At 46.1% G+C, this 21,930-nt stretch carries 23 protein-coding genes; 3 read left to right on the forward strand and 20 right to left on the reverse strand.

Annotation, left to right across the window (positions count from 1 at the left end; translation table 11 throughout):
* The first annotated feature begins 286 nt into the window (after positions 1-286).
* Both FSB75_RS22245 and FSB75_RS14060 read left to right on the forward strand, forming a co-directional pair.
* Positions 287-418 (forward strand): hypothetical protein, encoded by a 132-nt coding sequence (locus FSB75_RS22245; protein ID WP_262711930.1) that lies wholly within the window; start codon positions 287-289, stop codon positions 416-418.
* 32 nt (positions 419-450) lie between these two features.
* Complete coding sequence (locus FSB75_RS14060; RefSeq protein WP_146788778.1) at positions 451-1,035, forward strand: nitroreductase family protein; 585 nt, start codon at positions 451-453, stop codon at positions 1,033-1,035.
* Between the two features lie 54 nt (positions 1,036-1,089).
* Here FSB75_RS14060 and FSB75_RS14065 read toward each other — a convergent pair whose 3' ends face one another.
* The gene (locus FSB75_RS14065; protein ID WP_146788781.1) at positions 1,090-1,815 is read right to left on the reverse strand and encodes a DUF1003 domain-containing protein; all 726 of its coding nucleotides are present in this window, start codon (positions 1,813-1,815) and stop codon (positions 1,090-1,092) included.
* An 80-nt stretch (positions 1,816-1,895) separates the two neighbouring features.
* Here FSB75_RS14065 and FSB75_RS14070 point away from each other — a divergent pair, with 80 nt between their 5' ends.
* Positions 1,896-3,605, forward strand: coding sequence for an ArnT family glycosyltransferase (locus tag FSB75_RS14070; protein ID WP_146788783.1), 1,710 nt, complete (start codon positions 1,896-1,898; stop codon positions 3,603-3,605).
* A 58-nt stretch (positions 3,606-3,663) separates the two neighbouring features.
* On the opposite strand, the gene FSB75_RS14075 is transcribed toward FSB75_RS14070, so the two are convergent.
* From FSB75_RS14075 to cysS, 19 genes are all read right to left on the reverse strand, one after another.
* Entirely contained in the window at positions 3,664-4,173 is a 510-nt protein-coding gene (locus FSB75_RS14075; protein WP_146788785.1) for a hypothetical protein, read from the reverse strand.
* Between the two features lie 293 nt (positions 4,174-4,466).
* Positions 4,467-4,664 carry a DUF433 domain-containing protein gene (locus FSB75_RS14080; protein WP_146788787.1) on the reverse strand — a complete coding sequence of 66 codons (198 nt, stop codon included), beginning with the start codon at positions 4,662-4,664 and terminating at the stop codon, positions 4,467-4,469.
* 48 nt (positions 4,665-4,712) lie between these two features.
* Positions 4,713-6,017 carry a UDP-N-acetylglucosamine 1-carboxyvinyltransferase gene (gene murA, locus FSB75_RS14085; protein ID WP_146788790.1) on the reverse strand — a complete coding sequence of 435 codons (1,305 nt, stop codon included), beginning with the start codon at positions 6,015-6,017 and terminating at the stop codon, positions 4,713-4,715.
* A gap of 110 nt (positions 6,018-6,127) precedes the next feature.
* Positions 6,128-6,877, reverse strand: coding sequence for an isoprenyl transferase (locus FSB75_RS14090; RefSeq protein ID WP_146788792.1), 750 nt, complete (start codon positions 6,875-6,877; stop codon positions 6,128-6,130).
* Between the two features lie 255 nt (positions 6,878-7,132).
* Positions 7,133-7,978, reverse strand: coding sequence for a type IX secretion system protein PorG (gene porG, locus FSB75_RS14095; protein WP_146788794.1), 846 nt, complete (start codon positions 7,976-7,978; stop codon positions 7,133-7,135).
* Positions 7,979-8,130: 152 nt separating this feature from the next.
* Complete coding sequence (locus FSB75_RS14100; protein WP_146788797.1) at positions 8,131-9,009, reverse strand: NAD kinase; 879 nt, start codon at positions 9,007-9,009, stop codon at positions 8,131-8,133.
* Between the two features lie 86 nt (positions 9,010-9,095).
* Positions 9,096-10,502, reverse strand: a complete 1,407-nt coding sequence (locus FSB75_RS14105) for a POTRA domain-containing protein (RefSeq protein WP_172623151.1) — start codon at positions 10,500-10,502, stop codon at positions 9,096-9,098.
* Positions 10,503-10,609: 107 nt separating this feature from the next.
* Positions 10,610-11,266, reverse strand: coding sequence for a CBS domain-containing protein (locus tag FSB75_RS14110; protein ID WP_146788801.1), 657 nt, complete (start codon positions 11,264-11,266; stop codon positions 10,610-10,612).
* 30 nt (positions 11,267-11,296) lie between these two features.
* Complete coding sequence (locus FSB75_RS14115) at positions 11,297-12,073, reverse strand: alpha/beta fold hydrolase (protein WP_146788804.1); 777 nt, start codon at positions 12,071-12,073, stop codon at positions 11,297-11,299.
* Positions 12,074-12,219: 146 nt separating this feature from the next.
* Positions 12,220-12,750 (reverse strand): CvpA family protein, encoded by a 531-nt coding sequence (locus FSB75_RS14120; protein WP_146788806.1) that lies wholly within the window; start codon positions 12,748-12,750, stop codon positions 12,220-12,222.
* An 80-nt stretch (positions 12,751-12,830) separates the two neighbouring features.
* Complete coding sequence (locus FSB75_RS14125) at positions 12,831-13,283, reverse strand: GatB/YqeY domain-containing protein (RefSeq protein WP_146788808.1); 453 nt, start codon at positions 13,281-13,283, stop codon at positions 12,831-12,833.
* A 92-nt stretch (positions 13,284-13,375) separates the two neighbouring features.
* Positions 13,376-13,723, reverse strand: coding sequence for a gliding motility protein GldC (gene gldC / locus FSB75_RS14130; RefSeq protein WP_146788810.1), 348 nt, complete (start codon positions 13,721-13,723; stop codon positions 13,376-13,378).
* Positions 13,724-13,926: 203 nt separating this feature from the next.
* Positions 13,927-14,520, reverse strand: coding sequence for an OmpH family outer membrane protein (locus tag FSB75_RS14135; RefSeq protein ID WP_146788812.1), 594 nt, complete (start codon positions 14,518-14,520; stop codon positions 13,927-13,929).
* A 74-nt stretch (positions 14,521-14,594) separates the two neighbouring features.
* Entirely contained in the window at positions 14,595-15,104 is a 510-nt protein-coding gene (locus FSB75_RS14140; RefSeq protein ID WP_146788814.1) for an OmpH family outer membrane protein, read from the reverse strand.
* An 83-nt stretch (positions 15,105-15,187) separates the two neighbouring features.
* Positions 15,188-17,917: a BamA/OMP85 family outer membrane protein gene (locus FSB75_RS14145; protein WP_146788816.1), complete on the reverse strand. Its 2,730-nt coding sequence runs from the start codon at positions 17,915-17,917 to the stop codon at positions 15,188-15,190.
* Between the two features lie 327 nt (positions 17,918-18,244).
* Positions 18,245-18,928 carry a DUF4290 domain-containing protein gene (locus FSB75_RS14150; protein WP_146788818.1) on the reverse strand — a complete coding sequence of 228 codons (684 nt, stop codon included), beginning with the start codon at positions 18,926-18,928 and terminating at the stop codon, positions 18,245-18,247.
* A 137-nt stretch (positions 18,929-19,065) separates the two neighbouring features.
* Positions 19,066-19,665, reverse strand: coding sequence for a DNA-3-methyladenine glycosylase family protein (locus FSB75_RS14155; protein WP_146788821.1), 600 nt, complete (start codon positions 19,663-19,665; stop codon positions 19,066-19,068).
* Positions 19,666-19,787: 122 nt separating this feature from the next.
* Positions 19,788-20,345: a hypothetical protein gene (locus FSB75_RS14160; protein WP_146788823.1), complete on the reverse strand. Its 558-nt coding sequence runs from the start codon at positions 20,343-20,345 to the stop codon at positions 19,788-19,790.
* A 49-nt stretch (positions 20,346-20,394) separates the two neighbouring features.
* Positions 20,395-21,906, reverse strand: coding sequence for a cysteine--tRNA ligase (gene cysS, locus FSB75_RS14165; RefSeq protein ID WP_227990590.1), 1,512 nt, complete (start codon positions 21,904-21,906; stop codon positions 20,395-20,397).
* Positions 21,907-21,930: the final 24 nt, after the last annotated feature.

Genomic DNA, 21,930 nt, shown 5'->3' on the forward strand with positions numbered 1-21,930 from the left:
CAAAGAAGGATTTGATTTTTTGACTGTCAAACCCAAACTGTAGTAGCTGCATTATGCTTCGATAGATGGAAAGATGCGGTCGTGTTACGAAAAATATCGTGTCGTTTTTTTACAACAGTAAAACAAACCCTCTTTAAAGAATTAGGCAGGTTGCCGCGCATTTTTAAAAAGCAAGTAAGCCGTTCGCAGGCAGGCGATTCCCACGACAATAAAAGCAAAACGTGTATCTGGCAAGGGTTTGGGAGAAGTAAAAAGATAGGCCTTCAACAAACAGGCAATTGATGCCATGAAAAAGAGCAAACTTAAAATTGCTTTCTTTTCCGATAACCTTGTTTTCATTCTTCAAATCTACCGCAAAAAGATTTTGGTTTCGAAGGACGCTGAAGAGGTAGAAATTTCAAAGCCGGCCTATTTGTAAATCACGCAATTTTGCCCACTCAAACAAAACCAATGAAGTTTAATCCCAAAGAAATAAACGAACTGATAAAGGCCCGTCGCTCCACCTTTCCCGCGCAATACGATGCGGGCAAAAAAGTGGACGATGAAATTGTAAAACAGATTTTAGAGAACGCAACCTGGGCGCCCAATCACGGACAAACAGAGCCCTGGAAGTTTGTGGTGTTCACCGGCGAAGGCTTGCAAAAATTAGCAACCTTTCAAGCCGAGCTTTACAAAAAAGAAGCGGGTGAAAATTTTAAAGAAGCGACGTATAAAAACCTTTCTGCCAACCCGCTCAAGGCTTCACATGTGATTGCCTTGTGCGTGAAACGTGACCCCAATAAAAAATTTCCCGAAGTGGAAGAAATTGCGGCCGTGGCCTGCGCGGTGCAAAACATGTATCTCACGGTAACGGCTTATGGCTTGGGCGGCTACTGGACAACCGGCGGCGTTACTTACAAACAAAGCGCAAAAGAATTTTTCGGCCTGGGTGAAGCCGACAAACTGCTTGGCTTTTTTTACCTCGCACACATTGCCACGCCTTCGCCGCAAGGCAAGCGCAAACCCGTTGACGAAAAAGTAGAGTGGATAAGATAGGTGAAACGTCAGACGTCAAACGTGAGACGTGAGTGAACTTGGAAGTAAACGATTCTACGGTTTTACGTTTGACGTCTCACGTTTCACGTCCTTCATTTGTTGCAAAATGTCTTCTAAATAATCGGCCTGCAGTTGTTGTATTTCCAGCAGCCGGCTGTTTTGATGAACCATTAAATGGTCGAGTTTTTCGTGCAGCAAACGGATTTCAATTTCGGCTTTCAGGTTCACCTTGTAATCGTGTTCGCTGCGCTGCCGGTCCTTGTCTTCCTGGCGGTTTTGGCTCATCATAATGATGGGCGCCTGTATGGCCGCAAGGCAGGAAAGAATAAGATTGAGCAAGATAAACGGGTAAGGGTCGAAAGGTTTATTTGCGAGCATCCAAATGTTTATCATCATCCACAAGGCCAGGAAAGAAAAGAAAATAATGATGAAGGTCCAACTGCCGCCAAAACTTGCAATCTTATCGGCCACACGCTGCCCGAAGGTTATTGGTTCGTTGATATCTTCCTCAATGTTTTCGGAAAGCAGCTTGTTGTTTTGGATGGAACGGATGACTTCTTTTTCCAGTTGGCTTATTTCGCCTACTTCTGCTTCAATCAACTGCGAGATGTAATGCTTGCGGTATTCGTTCAGCTTGTCAATGGAAATATAACTGTCGCCGGTAAAATCGGGATGCTCCTGCTGGATGAGTTGCAGCAACGGCCCGCGCAACTCACTTCCCTTGTAGGTTTCAGAAGCCGGCAATTCTTTTTTGGTGATCTGGCATTGAACGGTTTTCATGCTTCAAATGACGATGCAGAAAGATAGAAAGAAATTGCTTGCCGCTTTGAATATCTTTAGCGCAAATCTCTTTTTGCTTTATGCCCGCTCTCGTTGAACGAAGGAATGACGCCCTTAACAATACTGGAAAAATATTGTTCCGCAATCCCGTTCCTTTCTTCATCGTCTTCTGGGCTTTGCTCAATCTTTTGCAAATCGCTTTCACGGAGCTTACCAGCGACGAAGGTTATTATTGGTTTTACGCACAGCACCTGCAATGGGGTTATTACGATCATCCGCCGATGATTGCCGCAATGATCAAAGCCGGAAGCAAGTTGTTTGGCGGCACGATCGGTGTTCGGGCCTTCAACGTTGTTTTAAGCACGGCAGGCTTGTCTTTGTTCTTTCAACTTATACCCGAAGAATTAAAGCGTTCGCCAAAAACATATTGGGTTTTGCTTTCGGCGCCGCTGCTTCATTATCTAACCTTTCTCGTTTTTCCCGACGGGCCGCTGTTGTTTTTTAGCTTGGCCTTTCTCGTTCTTTACAAACGGTTTTTAGTTAAAAAGAATTTTGAAACCTCGTTGCTGCTGGGTCTTTCCATTGCGTTGATGGCGTATTCAAAATATCACGGTGCATTGGTGCTGCTGTTCACAATTATTGCCAATCCAAGGCTGTTAAAGTCGGCTTATTTTTATTTAGCGCTTTTTGTTGCGGCAATTTTGTTTGCGCCGCATTTGTGGTGGCAGTATAAAAATGATTTTCCCACACTCAAATATCACTTGTCGGGACGAACCGGTACGTGGTCTTTTAAACATGTAGGCGAGTACGTTTCGCAACAAATTTTTGCCATTGGCCCCGGACTGATCTTTCTTCCTTTCGTTGTTAAAACAAAGGATGTTTTTGAACGAACGCTCAAGTTCATCATCATCGGCACGTTGCTGTTCTTCCTTGTAAGTTCTTTTAAAACCTTTGTGCATTTCCACTGGACGTCCATTGCGCTTTACCCGCTTCTTTATTTTGCTGTTCGGTATTACAACAATCCGGCCCACAAGAAGCTTTTTAATGCACTCATACTTCCCTTTGTTGTGCTGTTTTTCGTTGCACGGATTTTATTGATGCTTCCGCTGATACCCAACATGCACGTTGGCGAAGATTATTACCACGGGAGAAAAACTTGGGCGGAAGAAGTAAAAAGCCTTGCGGACAACCGGCCTGTTTTCATGCCCGATAACTTGCGCGAAGCCTCGCTGTATTCTTTTTATTCGGGAGGACAAGGTGTAACGCTTTATACAAGGCCGGGAAAAAAATCGCAGTACGAATTGTGGGGCTACGAAGACAGTTTGCAAGGCAAGGACGTTTTGTTTTTAAGCAAGTATCCTTATACCGGCGGAATGAAAACATCGTTGTTAAACAAAGATTTTTATTACGGCGTTGTTTCTTCTTTTCAATCCTATTACAACGGTATAGCTGTAACAGCAAGCGTTGACGCGGTAACAGCCGATACGCTGAAGGCAACCGTAAACCTTTTCAATCAAACAAGCCGAATGATTGCGTTTCAAAAGAACGATAGTGCCGGTTATACCGGCATTGCGTATTCCATTGAACAAGCCAGAAACGTTTTAAAAGCGGATGCGGCACTTCCATTAAAGGCCGCGGATAATTTAGCGCCGGGAGCAACGATTACGAAAACGATTCGCATACCCATACAAGACGTCCCCCAAGGAGATTACGAAATTTATTTTGGCATACGAAGCGGCGTTTTGCCCGACGCCATTTTATCAGAAGGATTGCCGTTTATAAAGAAATAAATTACACGAAAAAGGCCGCGACGTCGCGGCCTTTTTCGTGTGAAAAAATTTGAAGCCCTTAATTGAATTTGTACAGGGCCGTTAATCCCAAATGTCCCAATGTGCCGTTGTTCACAAGCGCATTGTAGCCAAAAGCAACCTGGAATTTGTCTCCGTTGTAACCAACCTGCGGTTCAAAGTTGAAGCCTCCGCCAGCGCCTGCATTGGTTAAGATTCCGTAGCCTACCTTACCACCAATGAAAACATTTTCGGAAGGATAAACACGGGCACCAACAAGGATGGGAATATAGCCTACCGATTGGTATTTGTAGCTATAATCGTAATAGTCAGCCGACTTGCCGATAAAGTTAGTAAAGCCGGTTGTTCCTGTAAGCGATGCCATTGGCGAAAGCTTGTATTCCGCTTGCAACTCGGCACCAACGCCGAAGCCGTGCGAATAGTGAAAATTACCAACGGGCAGGGCGATGCGCAAGCCGCCGCTGAATTGAACCTCTTGACTGCTTTTACTTTGTGCGTTTACCGCAAACGCTGCTGCGAGAATGAAGGCGAGGAAAATGACTTTTTTCATACAGTTAATTTTTTTGTTATTGAGCCACGAATGTAGAGGGCTGAAGAGGGCCACAGGCGGCCGGGTTGTCTCAACTGTTGGTTCGACCGTATGAGTTGAGAATCGAGCGGAGTGATTGGACAAATGAAGGACTTAAAAGACGTTTCATTTTCTCATGCTTAGCCGGCGCCCGTCTAAAACAGAAAAAATATTTTTTAGCTCATTGCCGTATTGGGAAATAATTTGAAGCATAATTTCTGCCTTTTCCGAAGAAGACATTTCATTTAGACCAAGAAGCAGAATCCCGTGGTGTTTCATCTTGAAGCGGTAAACAGTAAGCAGGCCTGCAAGGCTTCGCGTGAAAGACGGGGATAGGCTTTCAATAAATCGTCAAAACCGTCTCCCGCGGCCATTTTTTCCAACAGAAGATCAACGGGAATGCGGGTGTTCCTCACCACGAGCTTACCAAATAAAATTGTGGGGTCTGCATCCAAATAACCTCTCCAATTCATGGTGTTCAATTGTTTTTAAACATACAACGAAGTTTGCTTCTCCCTCCGTTACACCCTGCGTATCTCCGCGCCCAAACTTCTTAACCGTTCGTCAATGTATTGATAGCCGCGGTCAATCTGGTCAATGTTTTGGATGATGCTTTTGCCTTCGGCGCTTAAGGCTGCAATCAACAGCGACACGCCTGCCCGAATGTCGGGCGAGCTCATTTTAATGCCGCGCAGCTTGTGCTTTCTTTCCAGGCCAATAACGGCTGCGCGGTGCGGATCGCACAAAATAATTTGTGCGCCCATGTCAATGAGTTTGTCCACAAAGAACAAGCGGCTTTCAAACATCTTTTGATGAATCAATACTGAGCCTTTTGCCTGCGTGGCCACAACCAAAACAATGCTTAACAAATCCGGCGTAAAGCCCGGCCAGGGATGATCGTAGATAGTAAGCACACCACCATCCATATAAGTTTGGATTTGATAAAGCTCTTGCTCGGGAATATGGATGTCGTCGCCAACGATGTTTAATTGAATACCCAATTGCCGGAACTTTTCGGGTATTACACCCAGGTATTCAACGCTGCAGTTTTTGATGATGATGTCGCTTTGCGTCATGGCGGCCATGCCGATAAAGGAACCAATTTCAATCATGTCGGGCAAAATGCGGTGCTCTGTGCCGTGCAGCTTTTCTACGCCTTCAATGATTAGTTGGTTGCTGCCGACGCCTTGAATGTCAGCACCAATTCTATTGAGCATGCGACAAAGCTGTTGTATGTAGGGTTCGCAGGCTGCGTTATAAATAACGGTGGCGCCTTTGGCCAGTACAGCCGCCATAATGATGTTGGCTGTGCCGGTAACGGAAGGCTCATCGAGCAAGAGGTACGTGCCTTTTAAGCCATCAGTGGAGAAATAATAAAAAGCGTCTTCGGGGTAATAGATCATCTCCGCGCCCAACTTTTGAAAACCGAGGAGATGCGTGTCTAATCTGCGTCTTCCAATTTTATCGCCACCGGGTTTAGGAATGAAGGCTTTTTTGTAGCGGCCAAGCATCGGTCCTGCCAGCATGACTGAGCCGCGTAAGGTGCCGCTCTTGTTTTTGAACTCGGGACTGCGGAGAACATTTAAATCCACGTCATCGGCCTGAAAGATGCAGGTGTGCCGGTCGGGCCGCTCCACTTTTACACCAATGGCTTTCAAGAGTTCAATCAGATTATTGACGTCAAGAATATCGGGAATGTTGGTAACGGTTACTTTTTCATCGGTAAGCAAAACGGCACTGATGATTTGCAAGGCTTCGTTCTTTGCACCTTGCGGCGTGATCTCTCCTTTCAACTTTTTTCCGCCGATAACTTCAAATGAGGACATAATGATGATGTGCTGATTGAATGATGTAAAAATGTGAAAATAGAAACTGAAGAAACTACCATAGAACAGGAAAAAGAAAAGATGACCGCGAATGAACGCTCAACTCCAAACTACGACCCGGTCTTAACCTGCTCACCCGTTTTACCAAAACGCCGTTCGCGGTTTTGGTAATCAAGCAGGGCTTCGTATAAATTTTGCTTGCGAAAATCCGGCCAGCGCACCTGTGTGAAATAGAGCTCGGCGTAAGCCAGTTGATACAGTAAAAAGTTAGAGATGCGGTATTCGCCGCTGGTGCGAATCATGAGTTCGGGATCGGGGAATTCTGATGTTGTCAGATATTTCTGCAAGGTGTCCTGGTCAATTTCTTCTATTTGCAGGTTGCCGCTTTGCACTTCGTGAGCAATGTTCTTTACGGCGTTAAGCAGTTCCCACCGTCCGCTATAACTCAGGGCCATAATTAATTGAAGGCCGGTGTTATGCTTTGTAATTTGAAGGGCTTCGTTCAACTCTTTTTGTGCGTAATCGGGCAGCATGTTCATGTCGCCAATAACGTGCAAACGGATGTTGTTTTTGTTAAGGCTTTCCACCTCGCCGCGAATGGTTTTCACCAGCAGTTCCATCAGGCCAATGACTTCGTATTGCGGGCGGTCCCAATTTTCGGTGGAGAAAGCATAAAGCGTAAGATAACCGACACTGAGTTCGGCGCAGCCCTCCACAATATCGCGTACACTTTCCACGCCCTGATAGTGACCAAACAGCCGGTCTTGTCCCTGCTCTTTCGCCCATCGTCCGTTGCCGTCCATGATGATGGCGATGTGTTTGGGAAGGCGGGCTTTGTCTATTTGAGAAAGTAAATCCATGAGAAATTGTTTGCTTGTTCACGCGTTCACGAGTTCACTTGTCATGTTCCGCAACGTTGAACTGCCGCAAAAGTAAACCACAGATTACGCTGATTGAAGGAAAGATTTTACGGATGAAAACCGGCACAGCACACCTCAAAATAAAAAGCGTCAATTAGCGAAATATGCTTTCATCCGCGCCATCGGGGATAAAAAAAAGGACTGTCCGTTTCTGAACAATCCCGATAATTCTTTTAAAATCCCGGCAATCAGTGGTCAATTCGCCGACGGGCATTTATACGATTGCAGGTTGAAGCTGATGTAGAATATTGCGGTCGCAAACTGGTCTTTGTTTTTGCTGTTACCCCGTTGCTGTCCTTTTACACCAATTGGCGTTCCGGTTTCGTAGGAACGGTCGCTCAAAAGGAAAGCGGCCGAAGGGCTGCCATCAGGGTTTGGCGGGAAAGACGAAGCGCCGGGATAGGTGGTGCTTACGTCGTCTAAATAATCGGTGTTGGTAAAACGATGCACAACTTCAAAGCCAATGTTAATGCGGTCGTTGATGGCGTACTTCACACCCACGCCAAACGGGATGGCCAGCGCCATGGTGCTGTAAGGCCGGCGACCCGTGGCTGTGTCGTACTGGCCTTCGGTACCCAATTGACGCAGGTAATATTTTTCGCCCTTGAGATAAGCGTAAGGATCATAGCTAAAGGCGCTCACGCCAAGCGTGATGTAGGGCGTAAAACGAAAATCTTCATCGCCGGGCATGAAGCGGTAAAAATTGAAATCGCCTTGCAGACCCAATTCCCACACTTTGGTGTTGAAGCTCAAGTTGCGGCGGCGCATCAATTCATTGTGCGTGTTGTAAACGTCGGAATAACCCAACTGTGCAAAGGTGCCGGAAAGGCGTACGGCAATATAGTTGCCAAAATTTTTCCGGAAGAAAATGTCCGCAGCCAATTTGGGGCGATTCAGTTTTGCACGGGTGTTCAGGTCGCCGAAATAATGGGCGCCTCCAATGCCAAAGCCGAATTCACCCTCCTGCACGTAAGATTCTGTTTGCGCCCAAAGCGCCAGTGGCAAACAAAACAAAACGGCAGCCAGTATCTTCTTTCTCATAGATTTTGCAAAATAAGGTTTTGCTTTTTGTGAAACGAAATTTTTCGGCGTTTGGTATGCGGGAGAAAAGAATGCAGGATGTAAAATATAGGATGTAGAATTAGAGACGAACGTTTGACGATCCTGCGTTCTGTATTCTGCATTCAGTGTTCTTAATTCCGTTTGTCCAAGCCCCAGGAAAGTTTGTTGCGGAGTGTTTGCAGAAAATTGTTTTCGTTGAGCCGCACAAGGTTCACACTAAAATTTTCTTTGCGCACGGCAAGGAGAACGTTCTTGTCTACCAGTTCGCGGCGGGAATCCAGGGCACAGATGACTTCATCGGAACGGCTTTCGATTTCAAAGGAAATGATGGCGTTGTCGGGAATGACAATGGGACGCACATTTAAATTGTGTGGCGCGATGGGTGTGAGCACAAAAGAGCGTGACTCGGGAAAAACCACCGGGCCCGCACAGCTTAACGAGTAGCCCGTAGAACCGGTTGGCGTGGCCAGAATGAGTCCATCGGACCAATAGGTATTGAGCAGTTCGCCGTTAATGTAGGTGTGAATTTTCACCATCGGTGCAATGTCGCGTTTGTGAATGGCAAATTCGTTTAAGGCATATGGCACGTCGTTGAAGAGCGGAATGTTTGAATCAAGATGAACAAGCGAACGTTTGTCAATGATGTACGAGCGGCGGGCCAGGGCTTTTACGGCTTCGGCCATTTCGGTTCGGCCGATAGAAGCCAAAAAACCCAGGCGGCCAAAGTTGATGCCGACCACCGGAATATTTTTGTCGCGAACCAGCGTAACCGTGTCCAGCAAAGTGCCGTCGCCGCCAAGGCTGATTAAAAAATCTATGTCTGCGGTTAATTCCGAGTGGTGCGAAAAGGTTTGCGTTGAAGAGGATATCCGGAGGTGCGGTGCTGCCTGTTCGTAAAAGTCAAAGAAAATGACCGGGTCAATCTTTTCTTTTTCCAGTTCATCAAAAAAAAGTTGTAAGTCGGTAAGTTGCGTGCTTTCAAACACGCGGCTGTAGATGGCTACTTTCAAGTGTGTCGGTTTACTGTTTACGCATTCACCTGTTCGTGTGTTCTGTACCGTCGAATGAACGTGTGAGCAGGTGAATGCGTAAACATCTATTGATGCAAAAATATCCCGTTTTGCCCTAACCGGTTAAAGCTCCACTCAATTTTAAAAAGCAAATCGGTAAAGGCAAGAATGTCTATGCCAAAGCCCGTGCTGTAAAGCATCCGGTTGGTAAGGCCGTTGGTGAAGCCTGGCGCCGGATTGTACACATAGCCTTCGTTGGTATAAACCTTTGCGTAAACTTTTAGTGGAATGTTGTGCAAGGACTTGAACCATTTTTTCTTTGGCAGCGGTATTTCCGTTTTCAACAGATTGTAACCAAAGGTTTGTTTGGAATAACCGCCCGCCACACCGTCAATGATATAGTTTTCATATCCCTGCAAATAGGCATCACCGTAACCCAAAAACTGCTGTGTAATGTACGGCTGCTTAAAGGGCAGCTTTAACATGCCGGCCAGCTTTACCGAAAAATAGCCTTTCCTTCCCGCCGCCAGGTATTGCGTGCCGCTTGCGGCCAGTTGCCATAAATTAACCGGGTTGTTAATGCCCGCTTTGTAGATCGAAAAATCAGCATAACGGCCTCTCGTCGGGTAAGGGTTAAAATCAAAATCGGTGAACGAAACGCTGTAAGAAAGGTAAGGAAAACGATACACGTTTTCGGTGGGTGCGTAATTTTTATTCAGTTTGCGAACGGTATCGGCAATGCGGTTGTAATTGTAACCAACTGAAAACGTATGCCTTGTTTTAATGGCGGGACGATACAAAAGGTCAAAGGAAGCTTGCGAAAATTCGTACAGATAACCGTCTGGATCTTTTACTGAAATGACTTTGTTGTTTTGCGTGATGTAGTTAATCTCGCGGTTTTTGCCGTGCGCCACCGAAAGACTGCCCGACCACTTTAAGGCTTTGTCAAAATAAAAACCCTGGTATTGAAGCGCAATTTTTTTGGTGTAACCGCTGGTAAGATTTATGTAGGCTTTGTCGTTGCGGCCTGAGAAATTGTACTGGGTAAGCTTGATGCCATAATTGAGATGATTGAGCGGCCGGCCCCTGTCGTTCCACTGACTGAAACTGCCGTTGGCAATGCGCACAAAAGGCTGTGGATAGAAGTACCATTTTTCCTCCACCTGAATGTTTACAATCACCTGCTCTTCTGAAGCGCTTTGAAGATTTACCACCACGCTTCGAAAAAGTCCTGTGTTCATCAACTGCCGTTGGGTCACTTCCAGCTTTTCGACAATCTCGGCCAAGGGATAGGTGTCGGAAGCATGAAAAGGCAGTTCCCGCAAAACGGTGGACTTGCGTGTTCGCTTGTTGCCCGCGATGATGATTTCTTTGATGGTAAAAACTGAATCGGCAACGGGAGTAGTAGCCTGCAAATGGTCGGTAGAATAAAGCAATACGGAATTGACAAAAACATCCTGTGCCTTTCCATCGCCAAATGACAAAAGCAACACACAACATCCAAGTATTGGCAGACAGATTCTCATCGGGGAAATAAGTAGATCAAGCGTAACAATGAAAATTCTGTACCGAATATAAGTTATTGGACTGCCGAGTAGAATTATATTTCGAGGTAGTGCATTAAATTATCGTAATTCGTCTTTAGCTCGTTGGCAAACATCTCCTCACCAAAATAGTATTTCACGTTGTATTCGTAGCGTTGAAAAGTGCCCAGAAGGGCCGATACTTCGAGCTTGTTTACCCGGATGGTAACTTGCATCAATCCTGTTTCGGGGTCGGTGGCTGTGTTCAGTTGGGTAATCTGCGCATCGTTTGATTCTACAATGCGGTTTATTTCGGTAAAGGAATAATTGCGGCTGTCCATTTCCAACACAATCAAAGCGCCGGGTTGACTGAGGCTCATAAATTCCGAAGCGTTGCGCAAAAGGTCGTTGTAGGTAACAATGCCGAGCAGTTGCCTTTCTTCCACCACCGGAACGATGCTTAGTTGGTTGCTAACGGCGGTTTGAATGGCTTTTAAAAAGTGCTCGTTGCCCTGAACGGAGGTCGTGCCGTCGGTGATGGGCAAATCGGTAAGCGCCGTGTCTTCGTCGTTTTGCAGCAACTGCTCTTCGCTGATGATGCCGAGATAATTCTCGTTCTCCACCACCGGCAAATGCGCTACGTGATAGTCGTTCATCAACTGCAGGGCATGATAAACGGTATCGCTTTTATGCAAGTAAGGAATTGTGTTCGATATGAGGTCTCTCGTTAACATAGCACGGTCACATTACTTAGACAGATGAACCTATTGAACTGTTGCAGGAGTTGCAAGCTTTTTCAAAAAATTATCCAAAAGCAGATTGAACTCTTGCGGCCTTTCCATCATGGGTGCGTGGCCACAGCGGTCAATAAAATGCAACTCACTGTTCGGAATTAATTTATGAAATTCCCGTGCCACAAAGGGCGGCGTGATGGTATCGTTGTTGCCCCAAACCAATAACGTGGGTTGCTTGATGCTATTGAGTTCTTCGCCCAAATTATTTCGGATGGCACTTTTGGCGAGAGCAATGATTTTGATGACTTTTAACCGGTTGCGGGTAATGTCGAATACTTCATCCACCAATTCTTTCGTGGCCATGGCCGGATCATAAAACGTAAGCTCTGTTTTTTTGCGGATGTATTCGTAATCGCCACGCTTGGGATAACTATCACCCATGCCGTTTTCGAACAAACCCGACGAGCCGGTAAGAATTAATGATTTGATGCGATCGGGATGCTTCAGCGTATGCACCAGCGCCACATGCCCGCCAAGCGAATTGCCCAACAGGTGAATGCCCTTTAAATCTCTTGTTTCTAGAAATTTGTTTACATGTTTAGCAAGGCCGCTAACCGACGTGTGTAAAATATCCAATTCAAACAGCGGCAACAGCGGAACAATGACTTTGTATTTGCCGCGAAAGTGTTCAACCAGGTCTTTAAAATTGCTCAGTGCTCCAAACAAGCCATGCAGCAATACCAGCGGTTCGCCCTCTCCTTCCTCGATGTACTTAAACTTTCCTTGTTCAATAATTTGATACTGCATGCAAGAGAATTCTAATCTTGCTAAAGTAGTGTTTTTTGGCAAACGCCAATTGGTAAACGGCAATTGGAAATTGCAAGCAAAACTTTTTGCGACAACGGCTTGTTGAGAAAGACAAAGCGTAAATTATAAAGGTTGCGAAAGACCGGTCATGGTTTTGCACTTGCGTCGAAAAAGCGCAACAGTTCTGCAAAGGTGTTTTTGAAAAATGGAATAACGGAACCAAGCAGGTTAATGAGTTTTGGCGCATAAGGCTCAATCCAGCCATAGGTAGAAGATGCCTGAATGGTAGCCGGTTTAATTAGGCTTAATTGCGTAGCGTAAAAAAGAAGAATGCTGTAAATGAAAAAATAAATCAGTACATAGAACAGAACGCCTCCCAAACGATTGGCCCATCCCAACATCATTGTTTGCACGAGACCCTGCAGCAGTTTGGCGCCCAACCGCACAAGCAGCACAACGATTAAAAAAACAAGTAAGAAAGCAACAAAGGGCAGCCATCGTTGCGAGATGGAAACATTGCTGCCGATATACGCCGCCATTGCTGCCGATAATTTAAGCGCAGCGGCCAGGCCAATAAAAAAAGCAAGAAAGGAAAACAGCGCAACAATAAAGCCTTTGCGTAAGCCTTTAAATACAGCAAGCAGGAGTAGAACGAAAGCGATAATGTCAATCAGCATGAAAAGAAATTGGCAACCGGCAATTCGCAATCAGCACTTGAACTTTTTATTGCCAACTGCCAATTATCAATTGCCGGTTCTTATTTAGAAAGCAACTCTTTCACGGTTGCCGATATGGTTTTACCATCTGCTTTTCCTGCCAGTTGTTTTGTTGCAGCGCCCATCACTTTACCCATGTCGGCCGGCGATGACGCGCCGGTTTCGGCAATGAGTCTTTGCAGCGCTTCTTTCAATTCTTCGCTGCTTAATTGTTTGGGCAAAAACTTTTCAATCACCGCCATTTCTTCCTGTTCTTTTTGCGCCAGGTCGGCCCGGTTTTGCTGCTGATAAATTTCCAGCGAATCTTTCCGTTGTTTCATCATCTTTTGCAGCAGGCTTACTTCTTTTTCTTCCGAAATTTCGCCGCCGGCGCCGGGCTCTGTTTTCGCTTTGATGATTTCGGCTTTAATGGCCCGCAGTCCGCGAAGCGTGGCTTCTTCTTTTGCTTTCATGGCCTCTTTCATGTCGGCCATTATTTTTTGTTCGAGACTCATGTTGGTTAAATTATGAGTTATGAATTCAGAATTATGAATTATGAGTTATACCTTATTTCATTCATCACTCATCATTCATAATTCAACATTTCTCAGGCTTTATTTTCTTTCATCTGCAATTCCTGAAACTTCTGGTAGAACTGTTGCGCGGCGGCTTTCATTCCGCTTGTCAGTTCTGTCATGCGGGTTGCTCTTTCAAAGGTATCGGCCATGGTCATCATGGTTTGAAAATAAAAATCCGCCATCTCGTCCACCATCATTTTCTGCGTCCACAAATCAATGCGAAGTGCCGATTTATCGGCGCCGTCCCACAAGGAAAGAATAAAAGCTTTTGCCTGCAGCGGCCTTTCCATGCTGCCGTCGCTTGCCTGCCATTGAATGTTTGACGGAACCTTTTGTTCGTCCAATTCTACGTCAATTTGTATCGTTGATGTTGCCATGTTTGTTTGTTGAGCGGCGAAGGTAAGCGCTGATTAGCTGAGATGATGTGAAGATTAGCTGACTGGCTTGCGCCACGGTAGGGCATGTCCATTACATGGCCTTGGTGCCAATCCCGATAATCTTTTTCCAAATCCCGATGCTCCGCGGTCAAAAAAATCCCGCATCTTTTGGAAATGCGGGACAAGGTAAAATAACGTTTGGCTTATTGTTTTTTTGCACCTGCAGGTCTTGCGTTGCCCGCCGGTCTCGTTGCAGCGCCTTCGTTTTGCAATGCACCCGCCGGTAACTTCACATTCAGCTTTTTGGCCACCAACGGAATCAGGTTATCGCCGGGAGGCGCCACCAGCAAAGCTTCCTGACGGTACACAAAAGCATAGCCGTTGTCTTTGGCTACCTGGTTCAACGCCGCATAAACTTTTTGGTAAACGGGCGCCAGCAATTCCTGTTGCTTGTTTTGCATGGCTTGTTGCGAGATTTGTTGCCAGTTTTGCACCTGGTAGGTGATGGCTTCCAAATCGCGGCGGTATTGTCTGCGGGTTGCCTGCGGTATTTTGGTCGAATCGGTTTTGTTCAACAGGCTGTCTTTGTAATTGTAATCCTGAATGATGGATTGAAATTCGGTGTTGATGGAGTCAACCTGATACCGTTGCAACAGGGTATCAATCTTTCCCACTTCCGGCATCAGCGAAAGCATTTCTTCGATAGAAAAGTAGCCGGTTTTTTGTCCCTGCACCTTCATGCTGCTGGCGCCCAGAATCATGATAGCTGCCAGGAAAAAAAGTTTGAACTTGTTCATTGAGATTTTTTTTGTGATGTTGTTTTTATGATAGCTGATTGTTTTTCGTCTTGTACGAAAAAAATTTGAACCTTTTATTTGATTCCCAATTCACGCAGCACGTCGTCGCTCTTTTCCAGTTTGGGGTCGGCAAATATAACGGTAATGCCTTCACTTTTATCCAGCATAAAATCATAGCCGCGCTGCACGGCTAATTTTTGCACGGCGTTATAAACCTTGTCCTGCACGGGTTTGATGAGTTCTTGCCTTTTCTTAAACAAGTCGCCTTCAAAGCCAAAACGTTTGCGTTGTAAATCGCGCAGGGCTTTTTCCTTGTTGAACAATTGGTCTTGCCGCTTGCGTTTTAATTCATCGCTCAACATGACTTGCTCTGCATCAAAGTCTTTATACATCTTGTCCAGTTCTGCCTGCATGTTATCAATTTCTTTTTGCCAGCCCGCCGCCACGTCGTCCAATTGTTTTTGCGCGGCTTTGTATTCCGGCATCTTGTCCAAAATATACTTCGTGTCAATGACGGCATATTTCTGGGCGAAGCCAGCAAATGCAAAACCCAAAAGGCAAGCAACAAAAAACAATTTTTTCATGGCGTGTTTGTGTTTGTTATTTGGAAGGCCGCGCCTGGGCACGGCCCTACTTAGTAACTTATTAACCTATTAACTTATCAACTTTACTCCGGTTCCATGCCCAGCATAAAGGTAAACCGCGCCGCATTTTTCAAACCGGGATTAGCCGGTGTAATGCGGTCTAAGCCTACGCCATAATCAAAGCCCAACAAGCCAAACATGGGCAGGAAGAAACGCATACCCACGCCCACGCTGCGCCGCAATTTAAACGGATTGTAGTCTTTAAAGTTGTACCATCCGTTGGCGGCATCAAAAAACGTAAGCGCATAAATGGTGCTGCCCGGGTTTGTTACCAGCGGGTAGCGCAACTCCATCGAATACTTGTTAAAGATGGTGAAGAACTTCGTTGTGCTGGTTTGATCGGAATTGTTCACCGACGGATCGGATACGTCAAACACAGGATAGCCGCGCAGCGAAATGATGTCGTAACCCAGGATACCGTTCGTGTTTGTCAAACCATCGCCACCCAATTGAAAGCGTTCAAAGGGTGAGAAGTCAAGCTTGCTGTTGTAACGGCCCATGAAGCCGTACTTGGCAGCCAATTTTAACACAAACTGGCGGTTCTTGTCTTCGCCGCCGGGCTTGCCCAGCGGTACATACCATTCTGAGTTAAAGCGCCACTTGTGGTACTCCGGCGTTTTATACGGATTGGCGGAATTGACAAGGTTTTTGTTGAACAAAGAATACGGCGGCGTAAATTGTACCGTAGCCGAAAAGTTAGAGCCGCTGCGCGGGAAGGTAGGATCAAACACCGACGAACGCTGCAAGCCCAAACGGAAACTGAAGTTGTTTGACGTTCCCTTGCTCAAGCCCTGAAAAATGGCATAATTGTTCAGGTCGTAACGGGTGTATGTCAGCGAATACACAAGGCTAAAATAATCATCAGGCCATTTCAATTGCTTGCCCAGCGACACAAAGACCGAGGTTGTTTTCAGGTAGCTTGTATCAGTGCCTTTGTCGTAAGTTCCGGTAAGATAATTATACGTGCCGTTGGAGTACTTGCTCGAACTGGCGCCCAGCGTGAGCGAATTGCGTTTCTTTCCGCCCAGCCAAGGTTCGGTAAACGAGAAATTATACGAATGATAGAAACTTCCGTTCGACTGGTAGCGCAAGCTCAGTTTCTGGCCATCGCCCATTGGCAAAGGATCCCAGGCTTCTTTCTTGAAGAAATTCTTAATGGAGAAGTTGTTGAAGGTAACGCCCAGCGTACCGGTAAAGCCCACGCCGCCGCCAAAACCCGCCGAGAGTTCCAACTGGTCGGATGATTTTTCCTCCAGTTCCCAGGTGATGTCCACGGTGCCGTCTTCCTGGTTGGGTACAACGTTGGGATTAATTTTTTCCTGGTTAAAATAGTTCAGTGCGCCCAGTTCGCGTTGCGAACGAATGAGGTCGGAGCGGCTAAACAAATTACCGGGCACGGTGCGCAATTCGCGGCGAATGACGTAGTCTTTTGTTTTGTCATTGCCCGTAATGTTGATGTTGCGGATGCGGGCCTGCGAGCCTTCGGTGATGCGCAGTTCGTAATCAATCGTGTCGTTGTACACGGCGGTTTCCACCGGCTCTACGCGAAAGAAAAGATAGCCTTCATCCATGTACAAGCCACTGATGTCGCCGCCTTCGGGAGAGAGTTGTTTGCCGAGGCGTTTGTTCAATAGTTCGATGTTGTACACGTCGCCTTTGTGAATATTGAGAATGGCCGTGAGAACCGAGTCAGGATATTTGGTATTTCCCTTCCAGGCCATGTTGCCAAAATAATATTTGTGGCCTTCTTTCACTTTGATGTGCACTTGCATACGGTTGCCCTCTGTGTTGAGGGTTTGGGTATCGGCAATAATTTGCGCATCGCGATAGCCAAGCGAGTTGTAGTAAGTCAGGATTTTGTCCTTGTCCTCTTCGTATTTGTTGCGCTCAAACTTGGCGCCGGTAAAAGGCCGAAAACGGAAGTAAGGTTCGAGATAGGTTTTTGTTTTGGACGGCGAAAGGAAAGCGTAATTGCTGACAAACTCGTGCAGCGATACCTGCGGTATGGAGCCGTAAACCGGTGTAATTTCTGCGGGCTTAAATTGAAGCCGTCCTTTTTCCTTGGTTGACATTTGTTTTTTGAGCGAAGCGTTGGACACGGCTTCGTTGTCGTAAAACACAATGTCGCTCACTTTTACCTTCAGGCCTTTGTCCACGTAAAAGGTCAGCAAACGCGAGTTAGCCAGTGTGCGGTCGGGTGATTCCTGGATACGCACCTGCGTATTTAAGTAACCTTTTTCAGCAAAGAATTTTTTGATAACGTCAACCGCGTTGCGTTTCATGTTTTCTGTGATGATGGTGGACTTGGCCAAGCCAATCTTACCCTGCAATTCTTCTACTTGCCCTTTTGTAACGCCGATGAATTTAAAGTTGGCCAACCGCGGTCTTTCCTGCACAGCTATTTCAAGGTCAATATTATTGCCGTCAACGGCCGTGATGAAAACTTGTGCGTTGGAGAAGAGGCGTTGTTTCCAAAGATTGGTGATGGCTTTTGAAAAAGCTTCGCCGCCGGGCAGCAAAACTTTGTCGCCCGATTGCAGGCCGGAGATGGAAAGCACGATGGCCGTATCAAGCGTATTCAATCCGGAAACTTTTACCGAGCGAATGATGTATTCTTTGGGAATTTTATTGGCGTTGATGTTGAGCAGATCCGGGTCAACCGATGTGACTTTGGTGGTATCAACTTGTGCAAAGGACGCAGCGCCGAGGAGCACGAAAGCAAAAAGAAAAGAGGCGGATAAAAATCGTTGCATGTTGAATTTTTCTATCGGTAAAAGCTGTTGGAAAAGCAGTTTGGGGAGCAAATTAGGAGGAAAATTTAAAGAGGATTGTTAAAGAAACCCTCTGTCTCCCTAAAGGGAGGACTCGGGTGTATTAAGCTTTACACATACAGCCTTTTCTGAACGAAAAAGAACATACAAACGGATTGCCGGTTGAATAGAATTACAAAACGTAAAAGAGTGCGACGCAACAGACGCTTAACAGTAGCACTGGCCTTTGGCTTATAAAAAAATTGTACTTAAAATCGGTGGCTAAAATAAAAACTCTTCATCCTAGTTCCCCCTTTAAGGAGGCTGAGCTTACTTGAACCGCTTTTTGTTTCCAAACTTGTTGTTGCGGTTGTCGTTGCGTTGTTGTCCGCCACCGTTGTTGCGTTGCCCAAATTTACCGCGTTGCTGCTGACGGCCATAGCCTCCGCGGTTGTCGCGGCCTTCGGGTTGCATGCGGTAAGCTTTTACGTAAGGCGTGTTGGTAAACTCAAGTTGCCCTTTTGTGATGTTGTTTAATTCGCTTTGAATGGCGTCGTCGTGCACGGTGTCTTTGTGCCAGTTGGTGTAAGCCAGCTTCATGTAATAGGCAATGGCGTTGGCAAAGCCCTGGCGTTTTTCGGGAGCTTCTTCGTTTAAGGCTTTGTCGATCACCAATTCCAGGTTTTTGCCCAGGTGCGAAAACTTGGGATAGCGCTTGGGATAAGGCAAAGGGCCGGGCTTGGCCTTGTAGGTTTCTTTTTGGGGAATGGGATAAGGTGAATCAACGTCCAACTTAAAGTCGGAAACGTAAAAAAGGTGATCCCACAATTTATGGCGAAAGTCCTCGACGTTTTTGAGATGCGGATTTAAAAAGCCCATCAACTCAATGACGACCTGTGCCTGGCGCTGGCGGCGCTCCCGGTCTTCGATGGTTAATAAATGCTCCACCATTTTTTGAATGTGGCGGCCGTATTCCCGCATCGTCAGGTGATTTCTCGTGGTATTGTATTCCATTGAGACAAATGTAGGCAACGAGGCGGATGGTGCAAGGGTTTTATGAAATTTTGTGACGGATAATCGTTGGCCGTTGGCCGTTGATTGTTGGCCGAAGAGAGATTGAAAACGATCAATGAACAACGGTCAACAATCAATTATCCGTCGTCCTTCCACTGCCACAAATGCCGGCAAGCATACGTACGGTAAGGGCTCCATTTGGCGGCAATGGCCTGCATCTTTTGCTTAAACTCTTTTTTGTTGCTGTCGTCGAGCTTATAGAGTTTTTTCATGGCCGACTGAATGCCGTAATCGTCTACGGCAAAAACGTCTTCGCGGCCGAGTGTGAACATGAGCAGCATCTCTACCGTCCAGCGGCCTACGCCCTTGATTTGCGTGAGCAGTGCAACGATTTCTTCGTCGCTCATCTTTTTTAGTTTTTTATCATCCAGTTTGTGCTCAATGGCAAACTGTGCCACGTTTAAAACGTATTGCGTTTTGGCGTTGCTCAAGCCAATGCCGCGAAGAGTTTCGAAAGGTGTTTCAGCAATTTGCCGTGGCGTTGGTTCTTTGCCGCCGTACAAATCTAAAAAGCGGTGAAAAATAACCTTGGCTACTTTGGTAGAAAGTTGCTGGCTCATGATGGAAGCGCACAAGCGAAGCGGAATGTTTTTGCGCGGCGTGAGTTCAACGGGATCTTGTTCGGAAAGAACCTTGCGCAGCTTGGTGTCTTTGGAAAGATGTTCAATGTAGTTCATGAATTAAACCTGTATTTGCAAGATTTGGGAAACCCGGAAAAATAAATTTATCAACCTTTCTGTTTGTAAGAAAAGTGATGCACGATGGCCCCGATGAAATGCTTCGGGCAGAAAAAGATGAACTACTTATCATAGGCAAAGTCTGCCAGTTCTGTCAGTTCTTTTTCAATTTGGCTTCTCCATGCCGCTTGCTTTGCTTCGTTTGTACCAAAATTTGTTTCTTCATCATACATTACCCGTCTTTGGGCAAACGCCGAGATGAATTGTTTATTTAAATCGGCCCCAATGTTGACATTCTTAAGAAACTGTTTTCGGTTCTCCCGTAAAGCCTTTCGAAACTGCCGGGTATAAATTTCAGCCAAATCAAAAAGCGTTTGCTGGTACCTTAAGTTTTGCGCAATGTCTGCCGTCGTATCAATCCATGAGGCAGCCGGCATGAAATAATTGTGTACTTTTTTGTTGAAATTTTTAGTAAGAAAGCTAAAACCGTTCACTTCGTAATCAATGGTGAATTGTGCAAACGAAGGCGTGGACGCGGCACTTTTTGTTTTAATGGAAAAGTCGTCTACGGTCAATCTTTTTGCATTGCTCCAAAGCAAATAACCTTTTGGTTGCTGTGCACAAAGCGTATGCGCAAAACACACGCAAAGAAGAAACACGTAAAACTTATCCTTTAACATACTGTGCTTTTCTATTGTCAACAGACAATTAATGTTGTTTCATGCATCGTCAACTTAAGCTCCAACTCATGCCGCCGTCTTTTTCATCTTTTAGCTGAACGCCGATTTCAGCCAACTGCTTTCTTATTTTATCGGATGTAACCCAATCTTTTTTTGCACGGGCTTCTTTGCGCAGGGCAATCAAAACCTCCATCACGCCTTTTAATTTATCCGTCTCACCTTCGGCTTCAGTTGTCAACCCCAAAATATCTTCCACAAAGGTTTTCATTTTGGATTGCAACAGAGCAAAGGTTTCGGCAGACAAAGCATCGGTTGAAATTTGTTTGTCTTTGATAGAGTTGATCACCGGCACCAGCTCAAACATGTTGGCCAGCACTTTGGCCGTGTTGAAATCATCATCAATAAATTCATCAAACTCGTTTACCAGCCGCACCACTTTTTCATCCAATTCAGATGGCGGATGAGAGATGACGGATGACGGGGTGTGTGTGTTGCTGTCATCCTTGTACTGCTTCAGCCACTCGTAGGCTTCCATCAATCTTTTCAATCCTTTCTCCGCGGCCAGCAAAGCATCGTTGCTAAAATCAAGCGTGCTGCGGTAATGCGTTTGCAAAACAAAAAAACGCACCGTCATGGGCGAATACGCCTTCTCCAATTGCGGATTGTCGCCGCTGAACAACTCCGTTAGTTTGATGACGTTGTTGTAGCTCTTGCCCATCTTGCGGCCGTTAATGGTGATCATGTTGTTGTGCATCCAGTAGCGCACCGGCGGCGTGTGGTTGCAGATGGTGCTTTGCGCAATTTCGCTTTCGTGGTGCGGAAAAAGAAGGTCCATGCCGCCGCCGTGTATGTCAAATTGCGCACCCAAATATTTCGTCGCCATCGCCGAGCACTCGATGTGCCAACCGGGGAAGCCTTCGCCCCACGGGCTTTTCCAGCGCATGATGTGTTCGGGCGGCGCGGCTTTCCATAAAGCAAAATCGGCGCGGTCGTGTTTTTCTTCCTGACCTTCTAACGTTCTTGTTGTTTCCAGCAAATCATCCAGCACACGGCCGCTTAATTTTCCATACTCGTGACCTGCCGCATATTTTTTTACGTCGAAATAGACGCTGCCGTTCACTTCGTAGGCATAACCGGCTTTGATGATTTCTTCAATCATTCCTATCTGTTCAACAATATGCCCGGTGGCAGTCGGTTCAATGGTCGGATCGAGGTTGTTGAACTTGTGCATGGCCCAATGATAGAGGTTGGTGTATTTCTGTACCAACTCCATTGGCTCCAATCTTTCTATTTGTGCTTTTTTGGAAATTTTGTCTTCGGCTTCCCGGCCTTCTTCTTCAAAATGCCCGGCATCGGTAATGTTGCGCACGTACCGCACCTTGTAACCCAAATGCAAGAAGTAACGGTAAACCACGTCGAACGTGATGTAGGGCCTTGCATGACCAAGATGACTTTCGCCGCTAACCGTTGGGCCGCACACGTACATGCCTACGTGGCCCGGCGTGAGGGGTTCAAAAACTTCTTTCTCCCGTGTATAAGAATTGTAAACGCGTAAACTCATATGAATTTTGATAACTGCACGTAA

This window comes from Flavisolibacter ginsenosidimutans, from assembly GCF_007970805.1.
In the GTDB taxonomy this organism is placed as follows: domain Bacteria; phylum Bacteroidota; class Bacteroidia; order Chitinophagales; family Chitinophagaceae; genus Flavisolibacter; species Flavisolibacter ginsenosidimutans.

Bases quoted from the DNA above. Each gene is read 5' to 3' on its own strand.
- FSB75_RS22245 (WP_262711930.1), top strand. From the start codon at position 287: ATGAAAAAGAGCAAACTTAAAATTGCTTTCTTTTCCGATAACCTTGTT.
- FSB75_RS14060 (WP_146788778.1), top strand. From the start codon at position 451: ATGAAGTTTAATCCCAAAGAAATAAACGAACTGATAAAGGCCCGTCGC.
- FSB75_RS14065 (WP_146788781.1), bottom strand. From the start codon at position 1,815: ATGAAAACCGTTCAATGCCAGATCACCAAAAAAGAATTGCCGGCTTCT.
- FSB75_RS14070 (WP_146788783.1), top strand. From the start codon at position 1,896: ATGCCCGCTCTCGTTGAACGAAGGAATGACGCCCTTAACAATACTGGA.
- FSB75_RS14075 (WP_146788785.1), bottom strand. From the start codon at position 4,173: ATGAAAAAAGTCATTTTCCTCGCCTTCATTCTCGCAGCAGCGTTTGCG.
- FSB75_RS14080 (WP_146788787.1), bottom strand. From the start codon at position 4,664: ATGAATTGGAGAGGTTATTTGGATGCAGACCCCACAATTTTATTTGGT.
- murA (WP_146788790.1), bottom strand. From the start codon at position 6,017: ATGTCCTCATTTGAAGTTATCGGCGGAAAAAAGTTGAAAGGAGAGATC.
- FSB75_RS14090 (WP_146788792.1), bottom strand. From the start codon at position 6,877: ATGGATTTACTTTCTCAAATAGACAAAGCCCGCCTTCCCAAACACATC.
- porG (WP_146788794.1), bottom strand. From the start codon at position 7,978: ATGAGAAAGAAGATACTGGCTGCCGTTTTGTTTTGTTTGCCACTGGCG.
- FSB75_RS14110 (WP_146788801.1), bottom strand. From the start codon at position 11,266: ATGTTAACGAGAGACCTCATATCGAACACAATTCCTTACTTGCATAAA.
- FSB75_RS14115 (WP_146788804.1), bottom strand. From the start codon at position 12,073: ATGCAGTATCAAATTATTGAACAAGGAAAGTTTAAGTACATCGAGGAA.
- FSB75_RS14120 (WP_146788806.1), bottom strand. From the start codon at position 12,750: ATGCTGATTGACATTATCGCTTTCGTTCTACTCCTGCTTGCTGTATTT.
- FSB75_RS14125 (WP_146788808.1), bottom strand. From the start codon at position 13,283: ATGAGTCTCGAACAAAAAATAATGGCCGACATGAAAGAGGCCATGAAA.
- gldC (WP_146788810.1), bottom strand. From the start codon at position 13,723: ATGGCAACATCAACGATACAAATTGACGTAGAATTGGACGAACAAAAG.
- FSB75_RS14135 (WP_146788812.1), bottom strand. From the start codon at position 14,520: ATGAACAAGTTCAAACTTTTTTTCCTGGCAGCTATCATGATTCTGGGC.
- FSB75_RS14140 (WP_146788814.1), bottom strand. From the start codon at position 15,104: ATGAAAAAATTGTTTTTTGTTGCTTGCCTTTTGGGTTTTGCATTTGCT.
- FSB75_RS14145 (WP_146788816.1), bottom strand. From the start codon at position 17,917: ATGCAACGATTTTTATCCGCCTCTTTTCTTTTTGCTTTCGTGCTCCTC.
- FSB75_RS14150 (WP_146788818.1), bottom strand. From the start codon at position 18,928: ATGGAATACAATACCACGAGAAATCACCTGACGATGCGGGAATACGGC.
- FSB75_RS14155 (WP_146788821.1), bottom strand. From the start codon at position 19,665: ATGAACTACATTGAACATCTTTCCAAAGACACCAAGCTGCGCAAGGTT.
- FSB75_RS14160 (WP_146788823.1), bottom strand. From the start codon at position 20,345: ATGTTAAAGGATAAGTTTTACGTGTTTCTTCTTTGCGTGTGTTTTGCG.
- cysS (WP_227990590.1), bottom strand. From the start codon at position 21,906: ATGAGTTTACGCGTTTACAATTCTTATACACGGGAGAAAGAAGTTTTT.